This window comes from Polaromonas sp. P1_A2 (assembly GCF_056406895.1).
On sequence record NZ_JBFTZI010000003.1, the window covers coordinates 33767 to 53356 of the forward strand.

General features: G+C 65.8%; 17 protein-coding genes and 1 pseudogene. 7 read left to right on the top strand and 11 right to left on the bottom strand.

What is annotated here, in order from left to right; translation table 11 throughout:
* Positions 1-10: 10 nt before the first annotated feature.
* Positions 11-1492: a MocR-like pyridoxine biosynthesis transcription factor PdxR gene (gene pdxR, locus AC1D09_RS12170; protein WP_477663527.1), complete on the bottom strand. Its 1482-nt coding sequence runs from the start codon at positions 1490-1492 to the stop codon at positions 11-13.
* Positions 1493-1637: 145 nt separating this feature from the next.
* On the opposite strand from pdxR, the pseudogene AC1D09_RS12175 reads away from it, so the two are divergent.
* Positions 1638-2339, top strand: a pseudogene (locus AC1D09_RS12175) (GNAT family N-acetyltransferase); the annotation flags it as partial.
* Between the two features lie 85 nt (positions 2340-2424).
* Here AC1D09_RS12175 and AC1D09_RS12180 read toward each other — a convergent pair.
* Together AC1D09_RS12180 and AC1D09_RS12185 are read right to left on the bottom strand one after the other, a co-directional pair.
* Positions 2425-3441, bottom strand: coding sequence for a tRNA-dihydrouridine synthase (locus AC1D09_RS12180; protein WP_477663528.1), 1017 nt, complete (start codon positions 3439-3441; stop codon positions 2425-2427).
* A 6-nt stretch (positions 3442-3447) separates the two neighbouring features.
* Positions 3448-4707, bottom strand: a complete 1260-nt coding sequence (locus AC1D09_RS12185) for a methyltransferase (RefSeq protein ID WP_477663529.1) — start codon at positions 4705-4707, stop codon at positions 3448-3450.
* 305 nt (positions 4708-5012) lie between these two features.
* On the opposite strand from AC1D09_RS12185, the gene AC1D09_RS12190 reads away from it, so the two are divergent.
* Complete coding sequence (locus tag AC1D09_RS12190) at positions 5013-5471, top strand: hypothetical protein (protein WP_477663530.1); 459 nt, start codon at positions 5013-5015, stop codon at positions 5469-5471.
* 133 nt (positions 5472-5604) lie between these two features.
* Here AC1D09_RS12190 and AC1D09_RS12195 read toward each other — a convergent pair whose 3' ends face one another.
* From AC1D09_RS12195 to AC1D09_RS12210, 4 genes are all read right to left on the bottom strand, one after another.
* The gene (locus tag AC1D09_RS12195) at positions 5605-7011 is read right to left on the bottom strand and encodes an efflux transporter outer membrane subunit (protein WP_477663531.1); all 1407 of its coding nucleotides are present in this window, start codon (positions 7009-7011) and stop codon (positions 5605-5607) included.
* Positions 7012-7039: 28 nt separating this feature from the next.
* On the bottom strand, positions 7040-10273 hold the full coding sequence (locus AC1D09_RS12200) for an efflux RND transporter permease subunit (RefSeq protein ID WP_477663532.1): 3234 nt from the start codon (positions 10271-10273) through the stop codon (positions 7040-7042).
* 32 nt (positions 10274-10305) lie between these two features.
* A complete protein-coding gene (locus AC1D09_RS12205) occupies positions 10306-11535 on the bottom strand; it encodes an efflux RND transporter periplasmic adaptor subunit (RefSeq protein WP_074577332.1) in 1230 nt (409 codons plus the stop codon).
* 260 nt (positions 11536-11795) lie between these two features.
* On the bottom strand, positions 11796-12668 hold the full coding sequence (locus tag AC1D09_RS12210) for an alpha/beta hydrolase (RefSeq protein WP_477663533.1): 873 nt from the start codon (positions 12666-12668) through the stop codon (positions 11796-11798).
* A gap of 474 nt (positions 12669-13142) precedes the next feature.
* Here AC1D09_RS12210 and AC1D09_RS12215 point away from each other — a divergent pair, with 474 nt between their 5' ends.
* Entirely contained in the window at positions 13143-14114 is a 972-nt protein-coding gene (locus AC1D09_RS12215) for a LysR family transcriptional regulator (protein ID WP_477663534.1), read from the top strand.
* A gap of 135 nt (positions 14115-14249) precedes the next feature.
* Entirely contained in the window at positions 14250-14456 is a 207-nt protein-coding gene (locus AC1D09_RS12220; protein ID WP_477663535.1) for a hypothetical protein, read from the top strand.
* Position 14457: 1 nt separating this feature from the next.
* Here the strand turns inward: AC1D09_RS12220 and AC1D09_RS12225 are convergent, their stop codons facing one another.
* Both AC1D09_RS12225 and AC1D09_RS12230 read right to left on the bottom strand, forming a co-directional pair.
* Positions 14458-15393 carry a DUF808 domain-containing protein gene (locus AC1D09_RS12225; protein ID WP_477663536.1) on the bottom strand — a complete coding sequence of 312 codons (936 nt, stop codon included), beginning with the start codon at positions 15391-15393 and terminating at the stop codon, positions 14458-14460.
* A 173-nt stretch (positions 15394-15566) separates the two neighbouring features.
* A complete protein-coding gene (locus AC1D09_RS12230; protein ID WP_074577752.1) occupies positions 15567-15902 on the bottom strand; it encodes an ElaB/YgaM/YqjD family protein in 336 nt (111 codons plus the stop codon).
* A gap of 283 nt (positions 15903-16185) precedes the next feature.
* Here AC1D09_RS12230 and AC1D09_RS12235 point away from each other — a divergent pair, with 283 nt between their 5' ends.
* Positions 16186-16362 carry a hypothetical protein gene (locus AC1D09_RS12235; RefSeq protein ID WP_477663537.1) on the top strand — a complete coding sequence of 59 codons (177 nt, stop codon included), beginning with the start codon at positions 16186-16188 and terminating at the stop codon, positions 16360-16362.
* A gap of 647 nt (positions 16363-17009) precedes the next feature.
* Here the strand turns inward: AC1D09_RS12235 and AC1D09_RS12240 are convergent.
* A complete protein-coding gene (locus AC1D09_RS12240) occupies positions 17010-17531 on the bottom strand; it encodes an N-acetyltransferase family protein (protein WP_477661771.1) in 522 nt (173 codons plus the stop codon).
* Positions 17532-17713: 182 nt separating this feature from the next.
* Between AC1D09_RS12240 and AC1D09_RS12245 the strand changes: the two genes are divergently transcribed.
* Entirely contained in the window at positions 17714-18019 is a 306-nt protein-coding gene (locus tag AC1D09_RS12245) for a 2Fe-2S iron-sulfur cluster-binding protein (protein ID WP_477661772.1), read from the top strand.
* On the opposite strand, the gene AC1D09_RS12250 is transcribed toward AC1D09_RS12245, so the two are convergent.
* Entirely contained in the window at positions 17959-18525 is a 567-nt protein-coding gene (locus AC1D09_RS12250) for an N-acetyltransferase family protein (protein WP_477701073.1), read from the bottom strand. The genes AC1D09_RS12245 and AC1D09_RS12250 overlap by 61 nt on opposite strands.
* A gap of 163 nt (positions 18526-18688) precedes the next feature.
* On the opposite strand from AC1D09_RS12250, the gene AC1D09_RS12255 reads away from it, so the two are divergent.
* Complete coding sequence (locus tag AC1D09_RS12255; protein ID WP_477661774.1) at positions 18689-19573, top strand: LysR family transcriptional regulator; 885 nt, start codon at positions 18689-18691, stop codon at positions 19571-19573.
* The last annotated feature ends 17 nt before the right edge of the window (positions 19574-19590 follow it).

Sequence of the window (19590 nt, forward strand, 5' to 3'; positions counted from 1 at the left end):
AGCACCGGGCTCAGCGTCCCGCCATCTGCACCAGCTGCGACAGCCGTTTGACAAGGGGATCCAGCAGCTCGATCGCGGTATTGCCATAACCCAGCACGAGGCCGTTGTCTTCAGGCTGCGGCGCCATGGCAAACGAGGAAAGCGGCATGGGGGCCATCCCGTGGCGCCACGCAGCTTCCGCAATGCCTGCGTCCGCAAAGTCCTGTGGCAAACGGACTGCCAGGTGAAGGCCGCCATACCCCCCGTCAATGACGTGGGGAACGCGAAGGTGCTTCGTCAGCGCGTCCCGCAGGGCTTGCTGGCGCTCGCGGTACAGCCTTCGCATCCGGCCCAGGTGCCGCGCAAACTGCCCGGATTCGATGAAAGCAGCCATGGCAAGCTGCTCATGGCTGTGCCCGCCGCGAAGCATCTCTCGCAGGGCATCCTGCGCCGAGACCAGCAAGCGCTGGGGCATCACCACAAAGCCCAGCCGCAGCGAGGGAAACATGGTTTTAGCAAATGTGCCGACGTAGAGCACCGGCGCATCGGCAACCAGGCCCTGCATCGCACCTATGGGCTCACCGGAGTGGCGGAACTCGCTGTCGTAGTCGTCCTCAATAATCCAGGCGCCGTGCTGGCGTGCGGCAGAAATCAGCGCCAGGCGCCGCGCCACCGACATCACCGCGCCGGTGGGGTACTGGTGTGAGGGCGTGGTGTAGATGAGCCGCGGTGTGCGCGAACGCCAGTCCGCGGCGCTGAGCTGCAGTCCCTCGCCGTCCATGCGTTTGGGCACGATACGCAGGTCACCCGCATGCATGGCGGCCTTGGCGCCGCGGTAGCCCGGGTCTTCCACCCAGGCCGTGTCGCCCGGGTTGCTCAGCAGGCGCACGCACAAGGTAAGCGCCTCCTGCGCGCCTTCGGTCACGATGATTTGCGCCGGCTCGCAATGCACGCCGCGTGTGATCGCCAGGTGATGCGCAATGGCCGTGCGCAGTTCGGCCTGGCCGAAAGGGTCGCCGTAGTGCAGCGCTGCCGGCAAGGCCTCACGCACTGCGCGGTCCAGCATCCTGCGCCAGACGCCCAGCGGAAACTGGGAAAGCGCCGGCACACCGGGCCGCAAGGCCGTTCTGCTATCAAGGCGCGCGGGGCCCGAGCGGATGCGGGACAAGCGCAGCGCCACGCGGGACGGCGCGCCGGCGTCGGGCTGCGCTTCCCGCGGGACCGGCTGCATCAGGGCTGCCACGGTGCTTCCCTGCCGGCCGGCTCGGAGATAACCCTCGGAAACAAGATGTTCGTAGGCAATCACCACGGTATTGCGCGAGACCGACAGGGTTTGCGCCAATGCGCGCGAGCCGGGCAGGCGGCTGCCCGCGGCAAGCTGGCCTTTGAGGATGGCCTCTTTGAGCCTGCGGTAGAGCTGGCGCTGCAAAGGCTCGGCGTGGGCCTTTTCCAGCGGGGCTTTCAGGAAACCCTGGCGGGCGGAATGCGTGGAAGCGGACTTGGTGGAGGGCATGGCGCAAAGCTTATGTGAATGACGGGAGTCAGCCCGGACCAGCCAGGCCGGCCTGGATCGTGGCACTATGAAATAACGTTTTGATGGCACTTTATGAAGAGCCACGAAAATCTTAACCTGAATGCTCAAATTCACAGGAGCATCGATGAGCACACGCACAAACGCCTACGGGCAACCCATTGGTGAGGCCATGCAAGGCTGGACGGAAAGGCAAAGACCGCCGAGCATCACGCTCGAAGGCCGGTACTGCCGCCTTGAACCGCTGGATCCAAAGCGTCATGGCGACGACCTGTTCACGGCCTACGCTGCCGCACCCGACGGCCGGGCCTGGACCTACCTCGCCCCCGAACCATTTACCCGGCGCAGCGATTTCGACAGCTACCTCGAGCGCAACGCGGCCAGCGCCGATCCTTTGCATTACACGGTTGTGGACACCGACACCCAGCGCGCGGTCGGAACGCTGTCGCTGATGCGCATGGATACCGCCAACGGCGTGATCGAGGTCGGGCACGTCACCTTCTCGCCACTGCTGCAGCGCAGCCGCGCCTCCACCGAAGCCCAGTACCTGCTGATGAAGCTGGTTTTCGAAACACTCGGCTACCGCCGTTATGAATGGAATTGCGACAACCTCAATGCACCGTCGCGCAGCGCGGCCACCCGGCTCGGTTTCAGCTTCGAAGGCGTTTTCCGGCAGCTCCGCGTCTACAAAAGCAGGACCCGCGACACGGCCTGGTTCTCCATCATCGACGGGGAGTGGCCGCTCTTGAAGAAGGCCTTCGACAGCTGGCTTTCGCCCGACAATTTTGATGCGCAGGGTGCGCAGGTCCTGCCCTTGGCTGAAATCCGCGTACGCCTGATGCACAAGGCCCCCGCGGCGATGGCGGCATAGCGGCTGCGCTCATGCGTGCAGCGTGCAGGTGCTTGGACCGCACCTAGACGGTTTCAGGCACGCGCGGGCACACAGCAGGCTCATCAAGCCCTCTGCTCCGCAGCGCCTGGGCCAGCCAGGCCTCGACCAGCACCGGGTCATTGACCGTCTTGATCGCCTGGTAAGCGGCCTCGGCTTCCGGGAAGCGCCGCCGCAAAAAATTCAGCCACTGCTTGAGCCGCCCCGCCCGCGCGCGCGGTTCAATCCGTGAGCAGACGATGCGCCAGAAATCGGCGACCAGCGGCAACAAAGCCGGCCAGCCCACGGCGGCCTGCATGCCCAGCCGGTCCGCCTTGATCGCCAGGCCCAGGCCGGGGTCGCGCACCGCGCCGCGGCCAATCATCAGGGTGTCGCAGCCCGAGAGTTCGCGGCAGCGCCGCGCATCCTCCACCGTCCAGATTTCGCCGTTGGCCACCACCGGAATCTTCACCGCGGCGCGTATGTCGGCAATACGTTCCCAGTAAGCCGGCGGCCTGTAGGCCTGGGCCTTGGTGCGGCCGTGCACCACCAATTCGCCCGCGCCGCCCGCTTCGATCGCGAGCGCACATTCGACGGCGCGCGTGTCGTCTTCATAGCCCAGGCGCATCTTGGCAGACACCGGCATGTGGGCCGGCACCGCGCGGCGCACCGCAGCGACCACCGCCGTCAGGGTTTCGGGCTCCCTGAGCAGCGAAGCGCCGCCGCCATGTCGGTTGACGACTGCGGCCGGACAGCCGAAGTTAAGGTCTATGCCGTCCGGCCCCAGGCCCGCGAGCCGCGCGGCATTCTCGGCCATGCAGCCCGGGTCCGAGCCCAGCAGCTGCGCGCGCACCGGCACGCCGGCCAAGGTGCGGCCGCCGTGATGCAGTTCGGGCACGATGCGAAAGAACACGCGCTCGGGCAGCAACTGGTCGGTGATGCGGATGAATTCGGAGACGCAGCGGTCTATGCCGCCCACCCGCGTGAGGATGTCGCGCAGCACAAAGTCCAGCAGCCCCTCCATGGGAGCCAGCAGGACGGTGGCGTGCGCTTGAGCCTTCATCGCGCCTCAGTGCGGTTTGGCGCCCAATCGCCACAGCGAGGTCACTTCGGCCGCGCGCGCCGCATGCAGCGCGTCATCCGCGTCGGAGGCCTTGGGATGCTGCGGCTGGGCGTCAAGGTGGCCTATGACCTTGAGGCCCGCGGCGTCTATCGCCTCCAGCAGCCAGGCGCGTGTGCGCAGGCCCAGGTGCTCGGCCAGGTCCGACAGGATCAGCCAGCCCTCGCCCCCGGGTTCCAGGTGCGCGGCCAGGCCCTTGAGGAAGCCCAGCAGCATGCGGCTGTCTTCGTCGTACACCGCATGCTCGACCGGCGATCCGGGGCGCGCGGGCAGCCAGGGCGGGTTGCAGACGACGATGTGGGCACGGCCTTCGGGAAACAGGTCGGCCTCGCGCACCTCGACCTGCGGAAAGCCCAGGCGCTTGAGGTTGTCGCGCGCGCAGGCCAGCGCGCGCGGATCCAGGTCGGTGGCGACCACGCGCTGCACGCCGCTGCGCAAAGCCAGCACGGCGGCCAGCACGCCGGTGCCCGTGCCTATGTCAAAACCCAGCAGATCGGCCGTGCCCTCGGGCACGGGTGCCTGGGCCACCAGGTCTATGTATTCGCCGCGCACCGGCGAGAACACGCCGTAATGCGGATGGATGCGGTTGTGCGGCCCGTCTTCGCCAAGCGCGGGAATCGGCACGCCCTTGCGCCGCCATTCATGCGCGCTGATAAAGCCCATGAGTTCACGCAGCGATGCCACGGAAGAATCCGCTCCTTCCTTGGCGGGACCCCAGGCTTCGGCGCACGCTTTTTTTGCATCGGGCGCGCGGCGCAATGGAATGCCGTAATCCGCGTCAAACGGAACCAGCACCATGCCCAGCACGCGGGCACGCTGCGCCTGGGCCTGGCGGTGCAGGTGAAACGCTTGCGGAAATACCGGCACTGTTGCCGGGGCCGGCGTGCCGGCCTCTACGGGCTCCCCGGCCTTTTGGGCTTTGACGCGCTTGTCGCGCTTGGGCTTGGCCGGTTTGTCGACACGGCGCGCCAGCGCCTGCACCAGCATGCGGGCATTCTGGAAATCGCCGCGCCACAGCAGCCCCGTGCCCTCGCAGGCTAGGCGGTAGGCCGCGTCGGCGCTCATGCTGTCGTCGGCCAGCACCACGCGCTTGGGCGGCGCCGCGCCGCGCTCGGAGCGCCAGCGCGCGGAACACGCCTCGCCGCTCTCCGTCCAGTGGATCAGAACGGGTTCGGACGATGAGACAGAAACGGGAGTTGAAACAGGCATCAGGGGCAAACACAGCAAAGGGAGCCAAGTGTTTTAACAGATGCGGCCGCCTGTTTGGACGGAATGGCCTTAAAACCGCCCGCCAATGCTGAAAATCGCCGCTTTTCGGGTCGAACTTCCGTAAAAGTTCAGGTCGCGCCAGCTGTCGTGCATGCAGTGTCCCAAACCGGCATACGGCATCTATTTTCAAAAATCCGGCGTCAATGTTCCACGCACGGACATTCAAGGCCAACGCCAGCCGCGAAAGCTCCTATGGTGCGGCTTCTGGAGAGGACAGGCCGCTGTCAGGCCTGTCAAAAAACACCATGCCATTTGAAATCAAGCCCATCAACCAGGAGGCTTTTGACGCGGTCTACACACCGGAACTCACGCAGCAGCTGATGGGTTTTGTCCACCCCACACGGGACCGGTTTGACCTGAGCCGCCGCAGCTGGGCCGTGGACCCGGGCCGCGACGCCTATTTTCTGGAGGTCAGCCTCATCAACGGCAAGGACTGGTCCTTCAGCTACCTGCTGATCCAAGGCAGGGAGTTCGCCCTGGTCGAGTCGGAAGGCCACTGCCGCTACTCCTTCGTGAGGCTCTCCCCGGGCTTTGCCTGGCGGCCTGAGGAAGCCGAAAGCCTGGTGGCGCAAGCGCTGCGCGTGGGCGGGGTCTTCCTCGATGGCTGCTACAACCTGCCGCCCGGCTTCGGCATGAACCTGCCCAATATCAACGCCGTCCCCCACGCGGAATTCATCCCGCGCAAAACACACAAGGTCAATTGAGCACGGCCGCCCCGGCGCGCCTGCTTTTACAAGCAGGGGCCGCGGAACTGGCATTGCCAGGCCGCAGGCGCCGTCCCCAGCAAGGGGAAAGGGCGCTACACGAAGTGAGCGCCAATAGGGGTGTGCTTATTTTTCAAGTATTCCAGCCGCCGCCCAAAGCCCGGATGAGCCCCACCGTCGCCAGGTACTGCGAGGTTTTCACCTGCAGCGCCTGGCGCCGGTTGCGCAGCTCGCTGCGCTGGGCGTCCAGCAGCTCGAGCTGGCTGACAAAGCCGTTGCGGTAGCGTGAATCCGACAGCACTGTGGCGCGCGTGGCCGAGGCCACGGAGCGCGACTGCGCTTCGGATTGCTCGGCCAGCAGGCGTATGGCCACGAGCTGGTCTTCCACGTCCTTGAAGGCGACGAGGATCTGCTCGCGGTAGTTGGCCAGAGCGATGTCGAGTTCGGCATTCGCGTTTTGCACGCCCGCCTGGCGGCGGCCGCCGTCAAAGATCGGCAGCGACAGCAAAGCGCCCACACCCCAGGCCTGGCTTGAGACCTTGAACAGGTCCTTGATTTCGGGCGCGGCATAACCGGCGTTGCCGGTCAGCGAGAAGGTCGGGAACCAGGCGGCCTTGGCAACGCCCACGCGGGCCTGCGCGGCCTGCATGCTGCTTTGCGCGGCGGCAACGTCGGGGCGGCGCTCCAGCACCGTGCTGGGCACGCCAGCCGGGATGACCGGCAGCGCCGTCGACCACTCCGTGGGCGCGACGGCAAAATTCGAAGCCACCTCACCGACCAGCACGGCCAGCGCATGCTCCAGTTCGGCGCGGCGGCGGTCCAGCGCCAGCGCTTCCGATTCAGTGGCGGCCACCTCGGTGCGCACACGGGCCACGTCCAGCTCGGCCACGTCGCCTTCCTTGAAGCGCACTTCCGTCAGGCGCAGCGTGTTGCGGTAGGCCTGCAGCGTGTCGCGCACCAGGGTGCGCTCGGTATCGAGCGAACGCAGGTTGAGGTAGGTTTGCGCCACATCGGCCTGCACCAGCAGTTGCGTGCTGCGCAGCAGGGCTTCGCGGGACTTCGCGTCCAGCGAGGCGGCGTCGGAGTTGAGCGACAACTTGCCGATCAGGTCGACTTCATACGAAAAATTGGCGGCGGCCGTGACTGTGGTTTGCGCCACGCGATTCGTGGTGATGTTGCTCTGGCGCACCGCGCCGCCGCTCAAACCCACTTGCGGCAGGCGGTCGGCGTCGGTGTTGCGCAAAATCGCGCGGGCCTGCGCCAGGCGGCCCGCGGCCACCTTGACGCTGTTGTTGTTCTGGCCGGCCTGCTCGACCAGCCGGTCCAACACCGGGTCGGCAAACACCTTCCACCAGGCGCCTTGTGATTGCGGGGCCGTTGCCGTGGCAACAGCCGCCGCACCGGCGTTTTCCTTGTAGGCCGCGGGCGCGGCGGGAATGCTGGCCGGGTCTACCGAGGCGCTGGTGGCGCAGCCCGCCAGCAGCAGGGCGGCCAGCAGGGGCAGCAGCGCGCTGCCCAATTTTGTCGATGTGCGGTTCATGATGAACTCCTGTACTTGATGCTTGTTGTTATTCGTGCAACTTGAGGGGCGCTGCGGGTTGTGCCTGCGTGCCTGCACCGCCTGCGCCCGCGAAGGCCTCGAGGTGCGGCACTTCACCGTGCAGCTTGAGCGGCCGGTTGCCCGTGAGGCGGCGCAGCGTGACATAGAACACCGGCGTGAGGAAGAGGCCGAAGGCCGTCACGCCAATCATTCCCGAGAACACCGCGACACCCATGGCATGGCGCATTTCGGCGCCGGCGCCGGTCGACAGCACCAGGGGCAGCACGCCCATGATGAAGGCCAGCGAGGTCATCAGGATGGGGCGCAGGCGCAGGCGGCTGGCTTCAATCGCGGCCTGCAGCGGCGTGCGCCCGGCAAACTCCAGTTCGCGTGCGAACTCCACGATCAGGATGGCGTTCTTCGCCGACAGCCCCACCAGCACGATCAAGCCGATCTGCGTGAAGATGTTGTTGTCACCGCCGGTCAGCTTCACGCCCAGCATGGCGGCCAGCAGGCCCATGGGCACGATCAGCACGATGGCGATCGGCAGGGTCAGGCTTTCATACTGCGCGGCCAGCACCAGGAAGACCAGCAGCAGCGCCAGCGGGAACACCCACATGGCCGAGTTGCCGGCGATGATTTCCTGGTAGGTCAGGTCGGTCCACTCGTAGCTGATGCCGGGCGGCAGGGTTTCGGCCGCGATGCGGGCAACCGCATCCTGCGCCTGGCCCGACGAATAGCCGGGGGCGGCGCCGCCGTTGATGTCGGCCGACAGGAAGCCGTTGTAGCGCATGGCGCGTTCCGGGCCGAAGCTGGGCGTGACCTTCATCAGCGCCGACAGCGGCACCATCTCGCCGGTGGCCGAGCGCACCTTGAGCAGGCCGATGTCTTCGGCGCGGGCGCGGTAAGGCGCATCGGCCTGGACCCGCACGGAATAGGTGCGGCCGAACTTGTTGAAGTCGTTGGCGTACAGGCTGCCCAGGTAGATCTGCATGGTGTCGAACACGTCGGTCACCGGCACGCCGAGCTGGCGCGCCTTGGTGCGGTCGATGTCGGCATACAGCTGCGGCACGTTGACCTGGAAGCTCGAGAACAGGCCGGCCAGTTCGGGCGTCTGGTAGGCCTTGGCCATGAAGTCCTTGGTGGCCTTGTCCAGCGCGGCGTAGCCGAGCGAGCCGCGGTCTTCCAGCTGCAGCTTGAAGCCGCCGGTGGTGCCCAGGCCCTGCACGGGCGGCGGCGGGAACATCGCGATAAACGCTTCCTGAATACCGCTGAACTTGCCGTTGAGCTGCCCGGCGATGGCGCCCGCGCTCAAGTCAGCGCTCTTGCGCTGGTCAAAGGGCTTCAAGGACAGAAACACGATGCCCGAGTTGGAGCTGTTGGTAAAGCCGTTGATCGACAGGCCCGGGAAGGCAATCGCGTGCTCCACGCCGGGCTGCTTCATCGCGATGTCGCTGATGCGGCGGATCACGTCTTCGGTACGGTCCAGCGTGGCGCCGTCGGGCAGCTGCGCGAAGCCGATCAGGTACTGCTTGTCCTGGCCGGGCACAAAGCCGCTGGGCACGGCCTTGAACAGGCCCGTGGTCGCCAGCACCAGCACCAGGTAGACGCCCAGCATGATGGCCTTGCGCGAGATCGCGCCCTTGACGCCGCGGCTGTAGTTCTCGGAACCGCGGCTGAAGGCCTTGTTGAAGGCGCCGAAGAAGCGGCCGAAGACCTTGTCCATACCGCGGGTCAGCGCGTCCTTGGGCGCGTCGTGGCCCTTGAGCAGCATGGCGGCCAGCGCGGGCGACAGGGTCAGCGAGTTGACGGCCGAAATCACGGTCGAGATGGCGATGGTGAGCGCGAACTGCTTGTAAAACTGGCCCGACAGGCCGGTGATGAAAGCCAACGGCACGAACACGGCGATCAGCACCAGGGCAATCGCGATGATGGGCCCGGACACCTCGCGCATGGCGCGGTAGGTGGCGTCGCGCGGACTCAGCCCCGCCTCGATGTTGCGCTCCACGTTCTCCACCACCACGATGGCGTCGTCCACCACAATGCCGATGGCCAACACCAGCCCGAACAGGCTGAGCGCGTTGATCGAGAAACCGAAGAGATGCATCACCGCGAAGGTGCCGATGACGGAAATGGGCACGGCCAGCAGCGGAATGACCGAAGCGCGCCAGGTCTGCAGGAAGATGATCACGACCAGCACCACCAGGGCCACGGCCTCAAGCAGCGTGTGCACCACGGCTTCGATGGAGGAACGCACGAACTGCGTGGTGTCGTAGACGATCTCGTAGTCCACGCCTTCGGGCATGTTCTTCTTGAGCTCTTTCATCACGGCCTGCACGTCATCCGAAATCTGGATGGCGTTGGAGCCCGGCGCGGCGAACACCGGCACGGCCACGGCCTGCTTGTTGTCCAGTAGCGAACGCAGCGCGTAATCGGAAGCGCCCAGTTCCAGGCGGGAAATATCGCGCAGGCGCGTCACGGCGCCGTTCCTGTCGGTCTTGACGATGATGTCGCCGAACTCCTCTTCACTTTGCAGGCGGCCCTGGGCGTTGATGGACAGCTGCATGTCCACGCCAGGCAGGCCGGGCGAAGCACCCACCACGCCGGCGGCGGCCTGGATGTTCTGCTCGCGGATGGCGCGCACCACGTCGCCGGCGGAAAGACCCCGCTCGGCCACCTTCTGCGGGTCCAGCCAGACGCGCATCGAGTAGTCGCCCGAACCGAAGAGCTGCACCTGGCCCACGCCGTTGATGCGCGCCAGGCGGTCCTTGACGTTGAGCACCGCGTAGTTGCGCAGGTAGGTCATGTCGTAGCGGTCGTTGGGCGAGAGCAAATGCACCACCATGGTGAGGTCAGGCGAGCTCTTGATGGTGGTGATGCCCAGTCGGCGCACCTCCTCGGGCAGGCGCGGCTCGGCCTGCGAGACGCGGTTCTGCACCAGCTGCTGCGCCTTGTCCGGATCGGTGCCCAGCTTGAAGGTGACGTTGAGCGTCATCAGGCCGTCAGTGGTGGCCTGGCTGCTCATGTAGAGCATGCCGTCCACGCCGTTGATGGATTCCTCCAGCGGCGTGGCCACGGTTTCGGCGATCACCTTGGGGTTGGCGCCCGGGTAGTTGGCGCGCACCACCACCGTGGGCGGCACCACGTCGGGGTACTCGGCGATCGGCAGCGAGCGCAGCGCGATCAGTCCGGCGATGAACATCAGCAGCGACAGCACGCCGGCAAAGATGGGCCGGTCAATAAAAAACTTGGATAGATTCATGGCGATTCTTCTTGTTCAGGTGAAGGGGCGGCTCAGGACTTGGCCGCGACCTTGACGGCTTTTTCGGTGAGTTCGGCCTTGGCGGACATTTCCACCGTTTGCGGCGCGACCAGCGCGCCGGGGCGTATGCGCTGCAGGCCGTTGACGACGATGCGTTCGTTGGCGGCGAGCCCACCCTTGACCACGCGCAGGCCGTTGACGGCGGCGCCCAGCGTGACCTCGCGGTAGACCGCCTTGTTGTCGGCGCCCACCACCAGCACAAACTTCTTGTTCTGGTCGGTGCCGACGGCGCGTTCGTTGATCAGCAAGGCCGTGCCCTTGGTGGCCTGGCCCATGCGGATGCGCGCGAACTGGCCGGGCATCAGCTGGCCGTCCTTGTTGTCGAAGACGGCGCGGGCGCGCACGGTGCCGCTCTTGGCATCGACCTGGTTGTCGACCAGTTGCAGCTTGCCTTCGAAGGGCGTGTCGGTGCTGGCGGCGGTGCCCATCTGCACGGGAATGCGCTCGAGGTTGCGGCTGGCCGGGCCACCATTGCCGCCCACGTCCTTCAAGGCCTTGGTGACGACCTGCTCGTCGGCATCAAAACTCGCATAGATCGGGCTCACCGACACCAGCGTGGTCAGCACGGGAGCGCCCGGGCCGGCGGCGACCAGGTTGCCCACGGTCACTTCGAGCTTGCCGACGCGGCCCGAGACCGGCGCGCGCACCTGGGTGTAACCCAGGCTCAGCTGCGCCGTCTGCAGGGCCGCCTGCGCGGCGCGCAGATTGGCCTCGGCCTCGCCCTTGCCGTTGGTGCGTTCGTCGAATTCACGCTTGGAAATCGCCTGTTCGCTCCACAGGCGCTGCGAACGCTCCTGCTCGCCCTTGGCCTGGGTGACCCGGGCCTGGGCGGCGGCGACCTGCGCATCGGCGCGTTCCACGTCGGCGGCATAAGGCGCCGGGTCTATGGTCAGCAGCAGGTCGCCCTTTTTGACCAGCGCGCCTTCGCGAAAGTGCACGGACTGGATGGTGCCTGCCACGCGCGAACGGACGTCCACGCGCTCGACCGCCTCCAGCCGGCCCGAGAACTCGTCCCAGGCGGACACATCGCTCTGCACCACGGTGGCGACCGAGACGGGGGTGGCTTGCGGTGCAGCGGGACCGGACTGGGCGCGGGTGCCGGAGACGCCGAACACGGCGGCGGAAATGCCGGTCACGGCCAGCACGGCGAGGGCCACGGCCAGCAGGCGGCGCTTGGGGGTATGCAGTTGTATGGATGGCATGTCAATTCTCTCGAAGATGGGATGGATGAAGAAAACGGATAAATGGAAAAGTGATCGGGAAACAAGAGGGTCGGGCAAACCGGCGACTCTAAAACCTCAACTTAAGTTGAGGTCAAGCGCGCGGCGCCTAACACGCTGCCCGTGCAGGGGCATCAAGCCGCCGCGGCCTTGCGCGCGGCGCTGATCGGTATCCGGATGAATCAATGGCATGGTGAACTCCCTCAAAGAAAAAATTGAAGCGATAAAACAGGCGATAAAACTCAGGCCACCGCGCCGTGTGCGGCGGTCCGCGCATCCAGCGCGGTGGCAAAAAATCGGCCAAAGCGCTCACGCAGCAGCGGCCCCCAGGCCTTTTTGGGGTCGGCCGGTTCCAGGTAGCTGCAGGGCCAGCCGGTGGGAACCGGCAACACCGTGTCGAGCGCGACCAGGCCGGCGGCGCGCAGGCGCGCGGCATAGGCCAGCGTCTCGTCGCGCAGCGGGTCGTCCTGCGCCGTGATCAGCAGCGTGGGCGGCAGGCCGGCCAGGCGAAAGGCCGAACCGGGCGCGGCATAGGGATGGCTGGCGTCTTCCAGGCGCGGCAGGTAGTTGTGCCAGCCGTCGGCCCAGGTGCAGCCGACCGGGCCGGCTTCGGCGTCGCGCAGCGAAGCCGTGGCCAGGCAAGGGTCCAGCATGGGCGACAGCAATATCTGCCCGGCCAGGGCCGGCTCCTGCAGGTCGCGCGCCATCAGCGCCACGGCCGCGGCGATATTGCCGCCGGCTTCCTCGCCGGCCACAAACACCGGCGCACCGGCGCCGGCCAGCTTGTGGCGGGCCTTGAAAGCCCACTCCAGGGCGGCGTAGCCCATTTCAACAGCACTGGGAAACGGATGCTCGGGCGCCAGCGGATAGTCCAGCGACATCACCACGGCGCCGGCATCGGCCAGCAGCCCGGCCACGCAGGAGCCGCCTTCCAGCGAGCCGCCCACAAAGGCACCCGCGTGGAAATGCAGCACCAGTGGCGACACGCCCGCGCTGCCGCGGCGGCCGTAGAAACGCACGTCCAGCGGCTTTTTCAGCGCAAGCTGGATCTGCTTTTCGACCCACGGGGGGCTGGTTTTGTCGGCGCCTGTCGTGGCGGGCTGCTGGCTTTTCATCGTCGTGACCGCGTAGGGCCTCCGGTTTGTTGCAATGCAGCAGAAGATACGCCCGGGGTGTCACTTAATAAATAGCCTTTCCGTTTATTCTTTATTTCACCAGTGCAACAATCGGGGGTATGCCTGAGCTCCCCACGCTGTCATACCGGGCTGTTTGCCGCGCAAGCCCCTGCCCCCTTCATCGCCACGGCTTGGGACGCGAAGTGTGGGCCTTGCCCCCATGGCAGGGTCCACAGACTCCGGGAAAACCCGGACAGGACCAAGGGCTATTTGGCGGCCGTCACGGGAAGCCGCCATGATGGTCACAATCGCCCCTCGCAGTTTCTCCGCGAACTTCCCTTCGCGGATCTCCCCGGCTTTCCCCAGGACCCCCGCGGCCACCCGCCGACAGGGGATGAGGCAGCAGGCCCACCGGCCCGCGGCGCCTCAGGTGCATTGACAGACCCTTACCAGGACCACAGGACAGGACTTTTCATGGACAAGTTTTCCGCAATGCAGGCCTTTGTACGGGTCGTGGAAGCCGGCACCTTCACCAAGGCCGCCGATTCCATGGGCATGCCCAAGCCGACCGTGACCCGGCTGATCCAGACGCTGGAGCAGTCGCTGGACACCAAGCTGCTCAACCGCACCACACGCAAGGTCACGGTCACGGCTGACGGCGCGGCGTATTACGAACGCGCCGGCCGCCTGCTCGGCGAGATGGAAGAACTCGAATCGAGCATGTCGCGCGCCAAGGCCAGCCCGCGCGGCCGGCTCAAGGTGGACATCCCCTCTTCCCTGGGTATGGCGGTGGTGATCCCGGCCCTGCCGGATTTTTATGCGCGCTACCCCGACATCCAGCTGGAGCTGGGCGTGAGCGACCGGCCCATAGACATCCTGGCCGAAAACGTGGACTGCGTGATACGCGGAGGCGAGATCACCGACCAGTCGCTGGTGGCTCGCCGCATCGGCGAGTTCTATTTGATGTCCTGCGCCTCGCCGGCTTACCTCAAGCGCCATGGAACACCGCAACATCCGCAGGAACTCGCGCATGGGCACAGGCTGATCCGCTATGTTTCGCCGCGCGACGGCAAGCTCTACGGCGTGACGCTGCACAAGGACGGCGAAAGTGTGGAGGTCGAGGGCTACCACCAGCTCTCTGTCAACGACTCGAACGCCGGCGTGGCGGCGGCGCTGGCCGGGCTGGGCATCCTGCAGACGGTCACCTTCCTGGTACAGCAGCACATCAGCAGCGGCGCGCTGGAGCCGCTGTTCAACGGCTGGTGCTCCGCGGCCAAGCCGATTCACGTGGTCTACCCGCCGAACCGCCACCTGAGCAACAAGGTGCGCGTCTTTGTCGACTGGATCGCCGACCTGTTCGCCCGGCACGACCTGATCCAGCGCAAAAGCAGCCTGCCGGGCCGCGCCGTTCGCGCGCAGCTCCTTGCCGAAGCACTGGTCGAGTAGCCGCCACCGGCCCGGCATCTCCTACAGCCGGCGTCACTGACAGCCTACAGGGCGAGCGGCATTCGCCGATTAAGGTGAAGGCCTGTCCGATCCGTCCTCCTGGATTCGTCCTGTACTGCCTGCGAAAGACCTCACATGCCAAGATTAAAAGCCCCCGCGCCCGATGCCGAAAGCCGCAAGGCCCTGGAGCAGCGGGCACGGGAAGCCGTGCTGCCTACGCCGCCCCGGCAAAAAGGGCGCTGGCCTTTTCCGGTGAACGACGAACAGCCCGCGGGCGAAGCCGGCGACGGCCAGCGCGAATCGCCGGACGACAAACCGGCCCGCAAATCCGGGGACCAGTAGCCTAGGCGCGCGGCCGCAGGCGTTTGGCCAGGCCGACCAGCAGCAGCACCAGCGCACCCGCCACCAGGCCGACCAGCGCATCCATCAGCAGCGGCGTGAGCGCGGCCAGGAATGCGCCGGCACCGGTTGCCACTTGCTGTGTGAGCGTTTCAATCAGGTGGTGCAGGGGCGCGAAGCCGTGCGTGAGTATGCCGCCGCCCACCAGGAACATCGCGGCCGTGCCGGCCAGCGACAACCCCTTCATGAGCCAGGGCGCGGCCCACAGGATGGCCTCGCCCCCGCTGCGCTGCAGGCGCGGCCAGGCGCCCTCGCCCGTGCGCCGGCTCAGGTAAAGCCCGCCGTCGTCGAGCTTGACGATGCCCGCCACCAGGCCGTAAACACCGACCGTCATGGCCACGGCAATGCCGCAAAGCACCGCGACCTGGGTCACAAAGGGGCTGGCCTGCACCGTGCCCAGCGTGATCGCGATGATCTCGGCCGACAGGATGAAGTCGGTGCGCACTGCGCCCTTGATCTTGTCCTTTTCCAGCGCCACCAGGTCGACGGCGGGATTGGACAGCGCGGCGGCCAGCGCCTCGTGCTCGGCCGCCTGCTCATGTGCGCTGTGTAGAAATTTGTGCGCGAGTTTTTCAAAACCCTCGTAGCAAAGAAAGGCACCACCCACCATCAGCAACGGCGTCACCGCCCAGGGCGCAAAGGCACTGATGGCCAGCGCCGCCGGCACCAGGATGGCCTTGTTGATGAAGGAGCCCTTGGCTACGGCCCAGACCACCGGCAGTTCGCGATCGGCCCTGACGCCGGCAACCTGCTGGGCATTGAGCGCCAGGTCGTCGCCGAGTACGCCGGCGGTTTTTTTGGCGGCGACTTTGGAGAGCAGCGCCACGTCGTCGAGCACGGTGGCAATGTCGTCAATCAATGCAAGCAGGCTGCTGGCCATGGTGTTCTTTTTCGTCAGGGCCGCGGCGTCAGGCCGCAGCAGTGTGGGAAAGGCATCCGGCGCATGGCGTTGTACTTATGGCGCACCGAGGAAGAGCCGCCACTTTACCTAACTTCCATGGCGGCAAAAGAAAAGCCGCCCGCAGGCGGCTTTTCCGGGCAGGGGGCGCAGACTCAGCGCGCGGTCAATCGTCCCAGGATAAAGCCCAGGGCCAGGGCTGCACCCACGGCTTCCAGCGGCCTTTCCTGCACCCAGGATTTCGAGACTTCCAGCGCGTGCGCCGGTGCTTCGCTGATGCGGCGCGTCTGGTCGGCGAAACGGTCGGCCACATGGCTGGCGGTGCCGGCCAATTTATCGACGCCCTGGTGCGCCGCCGAGGAAGCGCGGTCCACCGCGCTGCGCGCCGGATCGGCCACCTTGTCGATGCCGCTGTGAAGCGCCGCGCCGGCGGACTCGACGCCGCGCTGGATGGGATTGCCGCCGGCGGGCGATGCTGTGGTTTTGTCCATGGTGCTTCTTTCAAAAAAATTCCACAAAATACGGATGTCGCGTTGCCGGTGCCAAAGGCCATCGAAAGATCATCCGGCAAGTCCGACCACTGTAGGCACAACCCAGACAGCGGGCTGTGCGCGGCCGGACTGGCTGCATGTAGGACAAGAGAGTGTTGCAAGGCCCGGCCGGCTGTCGGACCGGACTGACAGGAGAACGGTCACTTGGCTTGGCAGGCCGCGCCGCACAGACCTCCATCATCAAGGCCTGACCAAAACCTCATCCGGACCCAAGGAGAGTTTCATGTCCAGGAATGCAAAACGCACCCCAAAATCCCGCCTGAGCGACAACGGCCAGCCCCGCTACGGCCCACCCGAAGAAGCCGCGGAAGACGATGAAGGCCTGGAGTTGCCGGTGGAGCCCGATGAGGGGACGCCGCTCATTCCGGATGATGAGCGGGTTGTGAATGTTCCTTCTTGAGGCCGGGTCTTGCTCCGGCCGAGCGCGCTCTCCCCCGTCTCTCCTTCTCCTCTCTTCGTCTTTCTGTTTTCTCTGCTGAGGCTTGCTGGCCGGGGTTGCCCGGCGGCAACTCACTTTTCTTTGCTTCGCCAAAGAAAAGTAAGCAAAAGAAAAGGCGACCCTGGTGTCTGCGTCCCTTCGCTTCGCTACGGGCAACCTGCGGTGCTCGGTCCAGCCGGGGTCTGGCTAAACTCGCTACGCTGCGCTTCGCTCAGACAACGCCAGCCCTGATCCGTCTGGCCCTGCGCTCCTCGGCGCATACACAAGGGGTGGGAGAAAAATACAAATACCAATACCGAATACCTGAAGAAACAAGGACACGCCATGGCGTGTCCTTGTTTGTATTGGTCTTCTTTGTCTTTTGGTATTCGGTTCCCGCTCTCGATTGCCCCGTCCTGGCTGGGCCGAGGAGCGCAGACGTAGGCGGATCAGGGATCGCGCTTGTTTGAGCCGAAGGCGAGTTTGCGCGAGACCCCGCCGTAGTCGAGCACCGCAGGTTGCCCCGCAGCGCAGCGGAGGGGACCCAGACTGCGGGTCGCCTTTTCTTTGCTTACGTTCTTTTGGCGAAGCAAAAGAAAGTAAGTCGCCCGCCGGGGCGAGACCCGGCCTCAATCCACTGTACGTTTGAGGCGAATCTCCTCAAGCTTCGCACTCCCAAACGCCACAGTCTTGAGGGAGGGCATCTCCCTCTTGAACCCCGCGGCGTGCTCGTAAAACGCCAAAGCACGTTCATTACGCAACAGCACCCACAGCGTGACCTGCGTGCAGCCCTCGTCCTTCAGTCCTTCGCGCGCGCCGTCCCAGAGGGCCAGGCCTGCGCCTTTGCGCCAGTGTTCGGGCTGCACATACAAGGCCCAGATTTCGCCTACGGTGGATTTGGTGCCGGCGTCGCGGGAGCGGTCGAAGCCGACAAAACCCACGACCTGTTCGCCTTCGGTGGCCACCAGCAGTTGGGGTTCGCTGAATTCGATGGCTTCGCGCCAGTAGGCCTGGCGTTTTTCGACGGTGATCTTGGCGAGGTAATCCTCGGGCAGGAGATCCTTATAGGCGGCTTGCCAGGTGGCGACATGGATTTCGGCGATGGCTTTGGCGTCGCGGGACGTGGCAGGACGGATGGAATAACTGGACATGAAAAATCGCTTGCTGGTGAATCGGTACGGAAAATATTCGGGGGGAGCGGAATTGTCGCGCAAATCGCGGCCTGTGCCGCTCTCCCTGCGGGCCTCAGGGCGCTTCTGGGGTAAATTCAGCACTACTCCCGCGCTACTCCCGCCCTTTTCCGCCCGTTTTCACCCCCCAGGTTTCATCTCCCATGCCCACCAGCGGCCCAAAAGAAGAACAAAGCCGGATCTTCAGCGCACGCATGGCGCCGGACGGCCCTGTGTTTGAGGCGCCGGCCATGCTGCCGCTGCTGGAGGCCGCCGAGCTGGCGGGGCTGGCGCCGGCCAGTTCCTGCCGCAACGGCACCTGCCGCACCTGCATACGCCGGCTGGCCGCCGGCAGCGTGCACTACCGCATCGAATGGCCGGGCCTGAGCGCCGAGGAAAAAAAAGCGGGCTATATCCTGCCCTGCGTGGCGTATCCGCTGTCGGACGTGGTGATCGCGCCGGCCGACTGAAGCGCCTGGGGCGGTGGCAGGCCACCGGGCGAGGCCGCGCCGTCGCCCAGCGCGCGCTGCATCAACACCGTGTCCACCCACTGGCCGAACTTGTAGCCCACGCAGCCCAGCGTGCCGACACGGACAAAACCCTGCGCCTCATGCACCCGCAGCGAGCCGGTGTTGGCGCTGTTGCCGACCACGGCCACCATCTGCCGGAAACCGCGCTGCTCGCACTCGCGGATCAGTTCGCGCAGCAAGGCGCTGCCGACGCCGGCCTGGCGCATGCCGGGTGCGACATAAATCGAATCCTCCACCGTATGCCGGTAGGCCGGCCGCGAACGGTAAGCACTGCCATAGGCATAACCCACGACCTCGCCATCGCGTAGCGCCACCAGGTAGGGATAAGCGCCGCGCAGGATGTCGGCGCGGCGCACACGCATCTGCTCCAGGCCGGGCGGCTCGAGTTCGAAGGTGGCCAGGTTGGTCGCCACATAGTGGGCATAGATGGCCTGGACCGCCGCCATGTCGCTCTCGGCGCAGGGTCGTATGGACAGCGCGCCGGCCCCGGGACTGGCGGAGGGCGCAAGAAGAGTCTGTGAAGAAAGATGCTGCATGCCGCCATGGTTGCGCAAGGTCCAGCATAAGTAAATATGTGGAAACTTATGATTTTCATTAGAATTTCTTTGTATGCTCAACCTTGACCACCTGCGTACCTACGCGCTCATCATCGAAACCGGCAGCTTTTCGGGCGCGGCCGAAAGGCTGGGCCTGTCGCAGCCGGCCATCAGCCTGCAGGTGCGGCAGCTGGAGCAGCGGCTGGGCGTGCGCCTGGTCGAGCGCGTGGCGCGCCGGGCCGCGCCCACGCCGGCGGGGCTGGACTTGCTGGCGCAGATCCGGCATGTGGATTCGGCGGTGGAAGGCGTGATGACGGCCATGGCCGCGCATTCGGCCGACGTCACCGGCCGCGTGACGCTGGGCACCGGCGCGACGGCCTGCCTCTACCTGCTGCCGCACATCCTGCGCTCCTTGCGTGTACGTTTCCCCAATCTCAGCGTGCTGGTCAGCACCGGCAATACCGCCGACTTCGTCAAGGCGGTGGAAGGCAACACCATGGACATGGCGCTGGTGACCCTGCCCGTCAAGCGCCGCGCGCTGGTCACCACGCCGATGCTGAACGACGAGTTTGTGGCGGTCATTCCCAGGCGCGAGACGGGCTTGCCCGCCAGGATCACACCGGCCTTCCTGGCCAAACGCGAACTGGTGCTGTTCGAGCCGGCGGCCAATACCCGCGTGATCATCGACCAGTGGTTTCGCGATGCCGGCCATGCGCCCAGGCCCGTGATGGAACTGGGCAGCGTGGAGGCCATCAAGGAGATGGTGGCCGCCGGCCTGGGCTGCAGCATCCTGCCGGCCATGGCGGTGACCGGTCCGGGCCAGCACCCCGAACTGGCCGTGCACCCGCTCTACCCGCGGCTGCAAAGAACGCTGGCGCTGGTCATGCGCGGCGATAAGCCGGTCAACAAGGCCATGCGCCAGGTGATTTCCGCGATCGAGCAGCGAACCGGAAGCTGAAGGGCATTCGATACAAA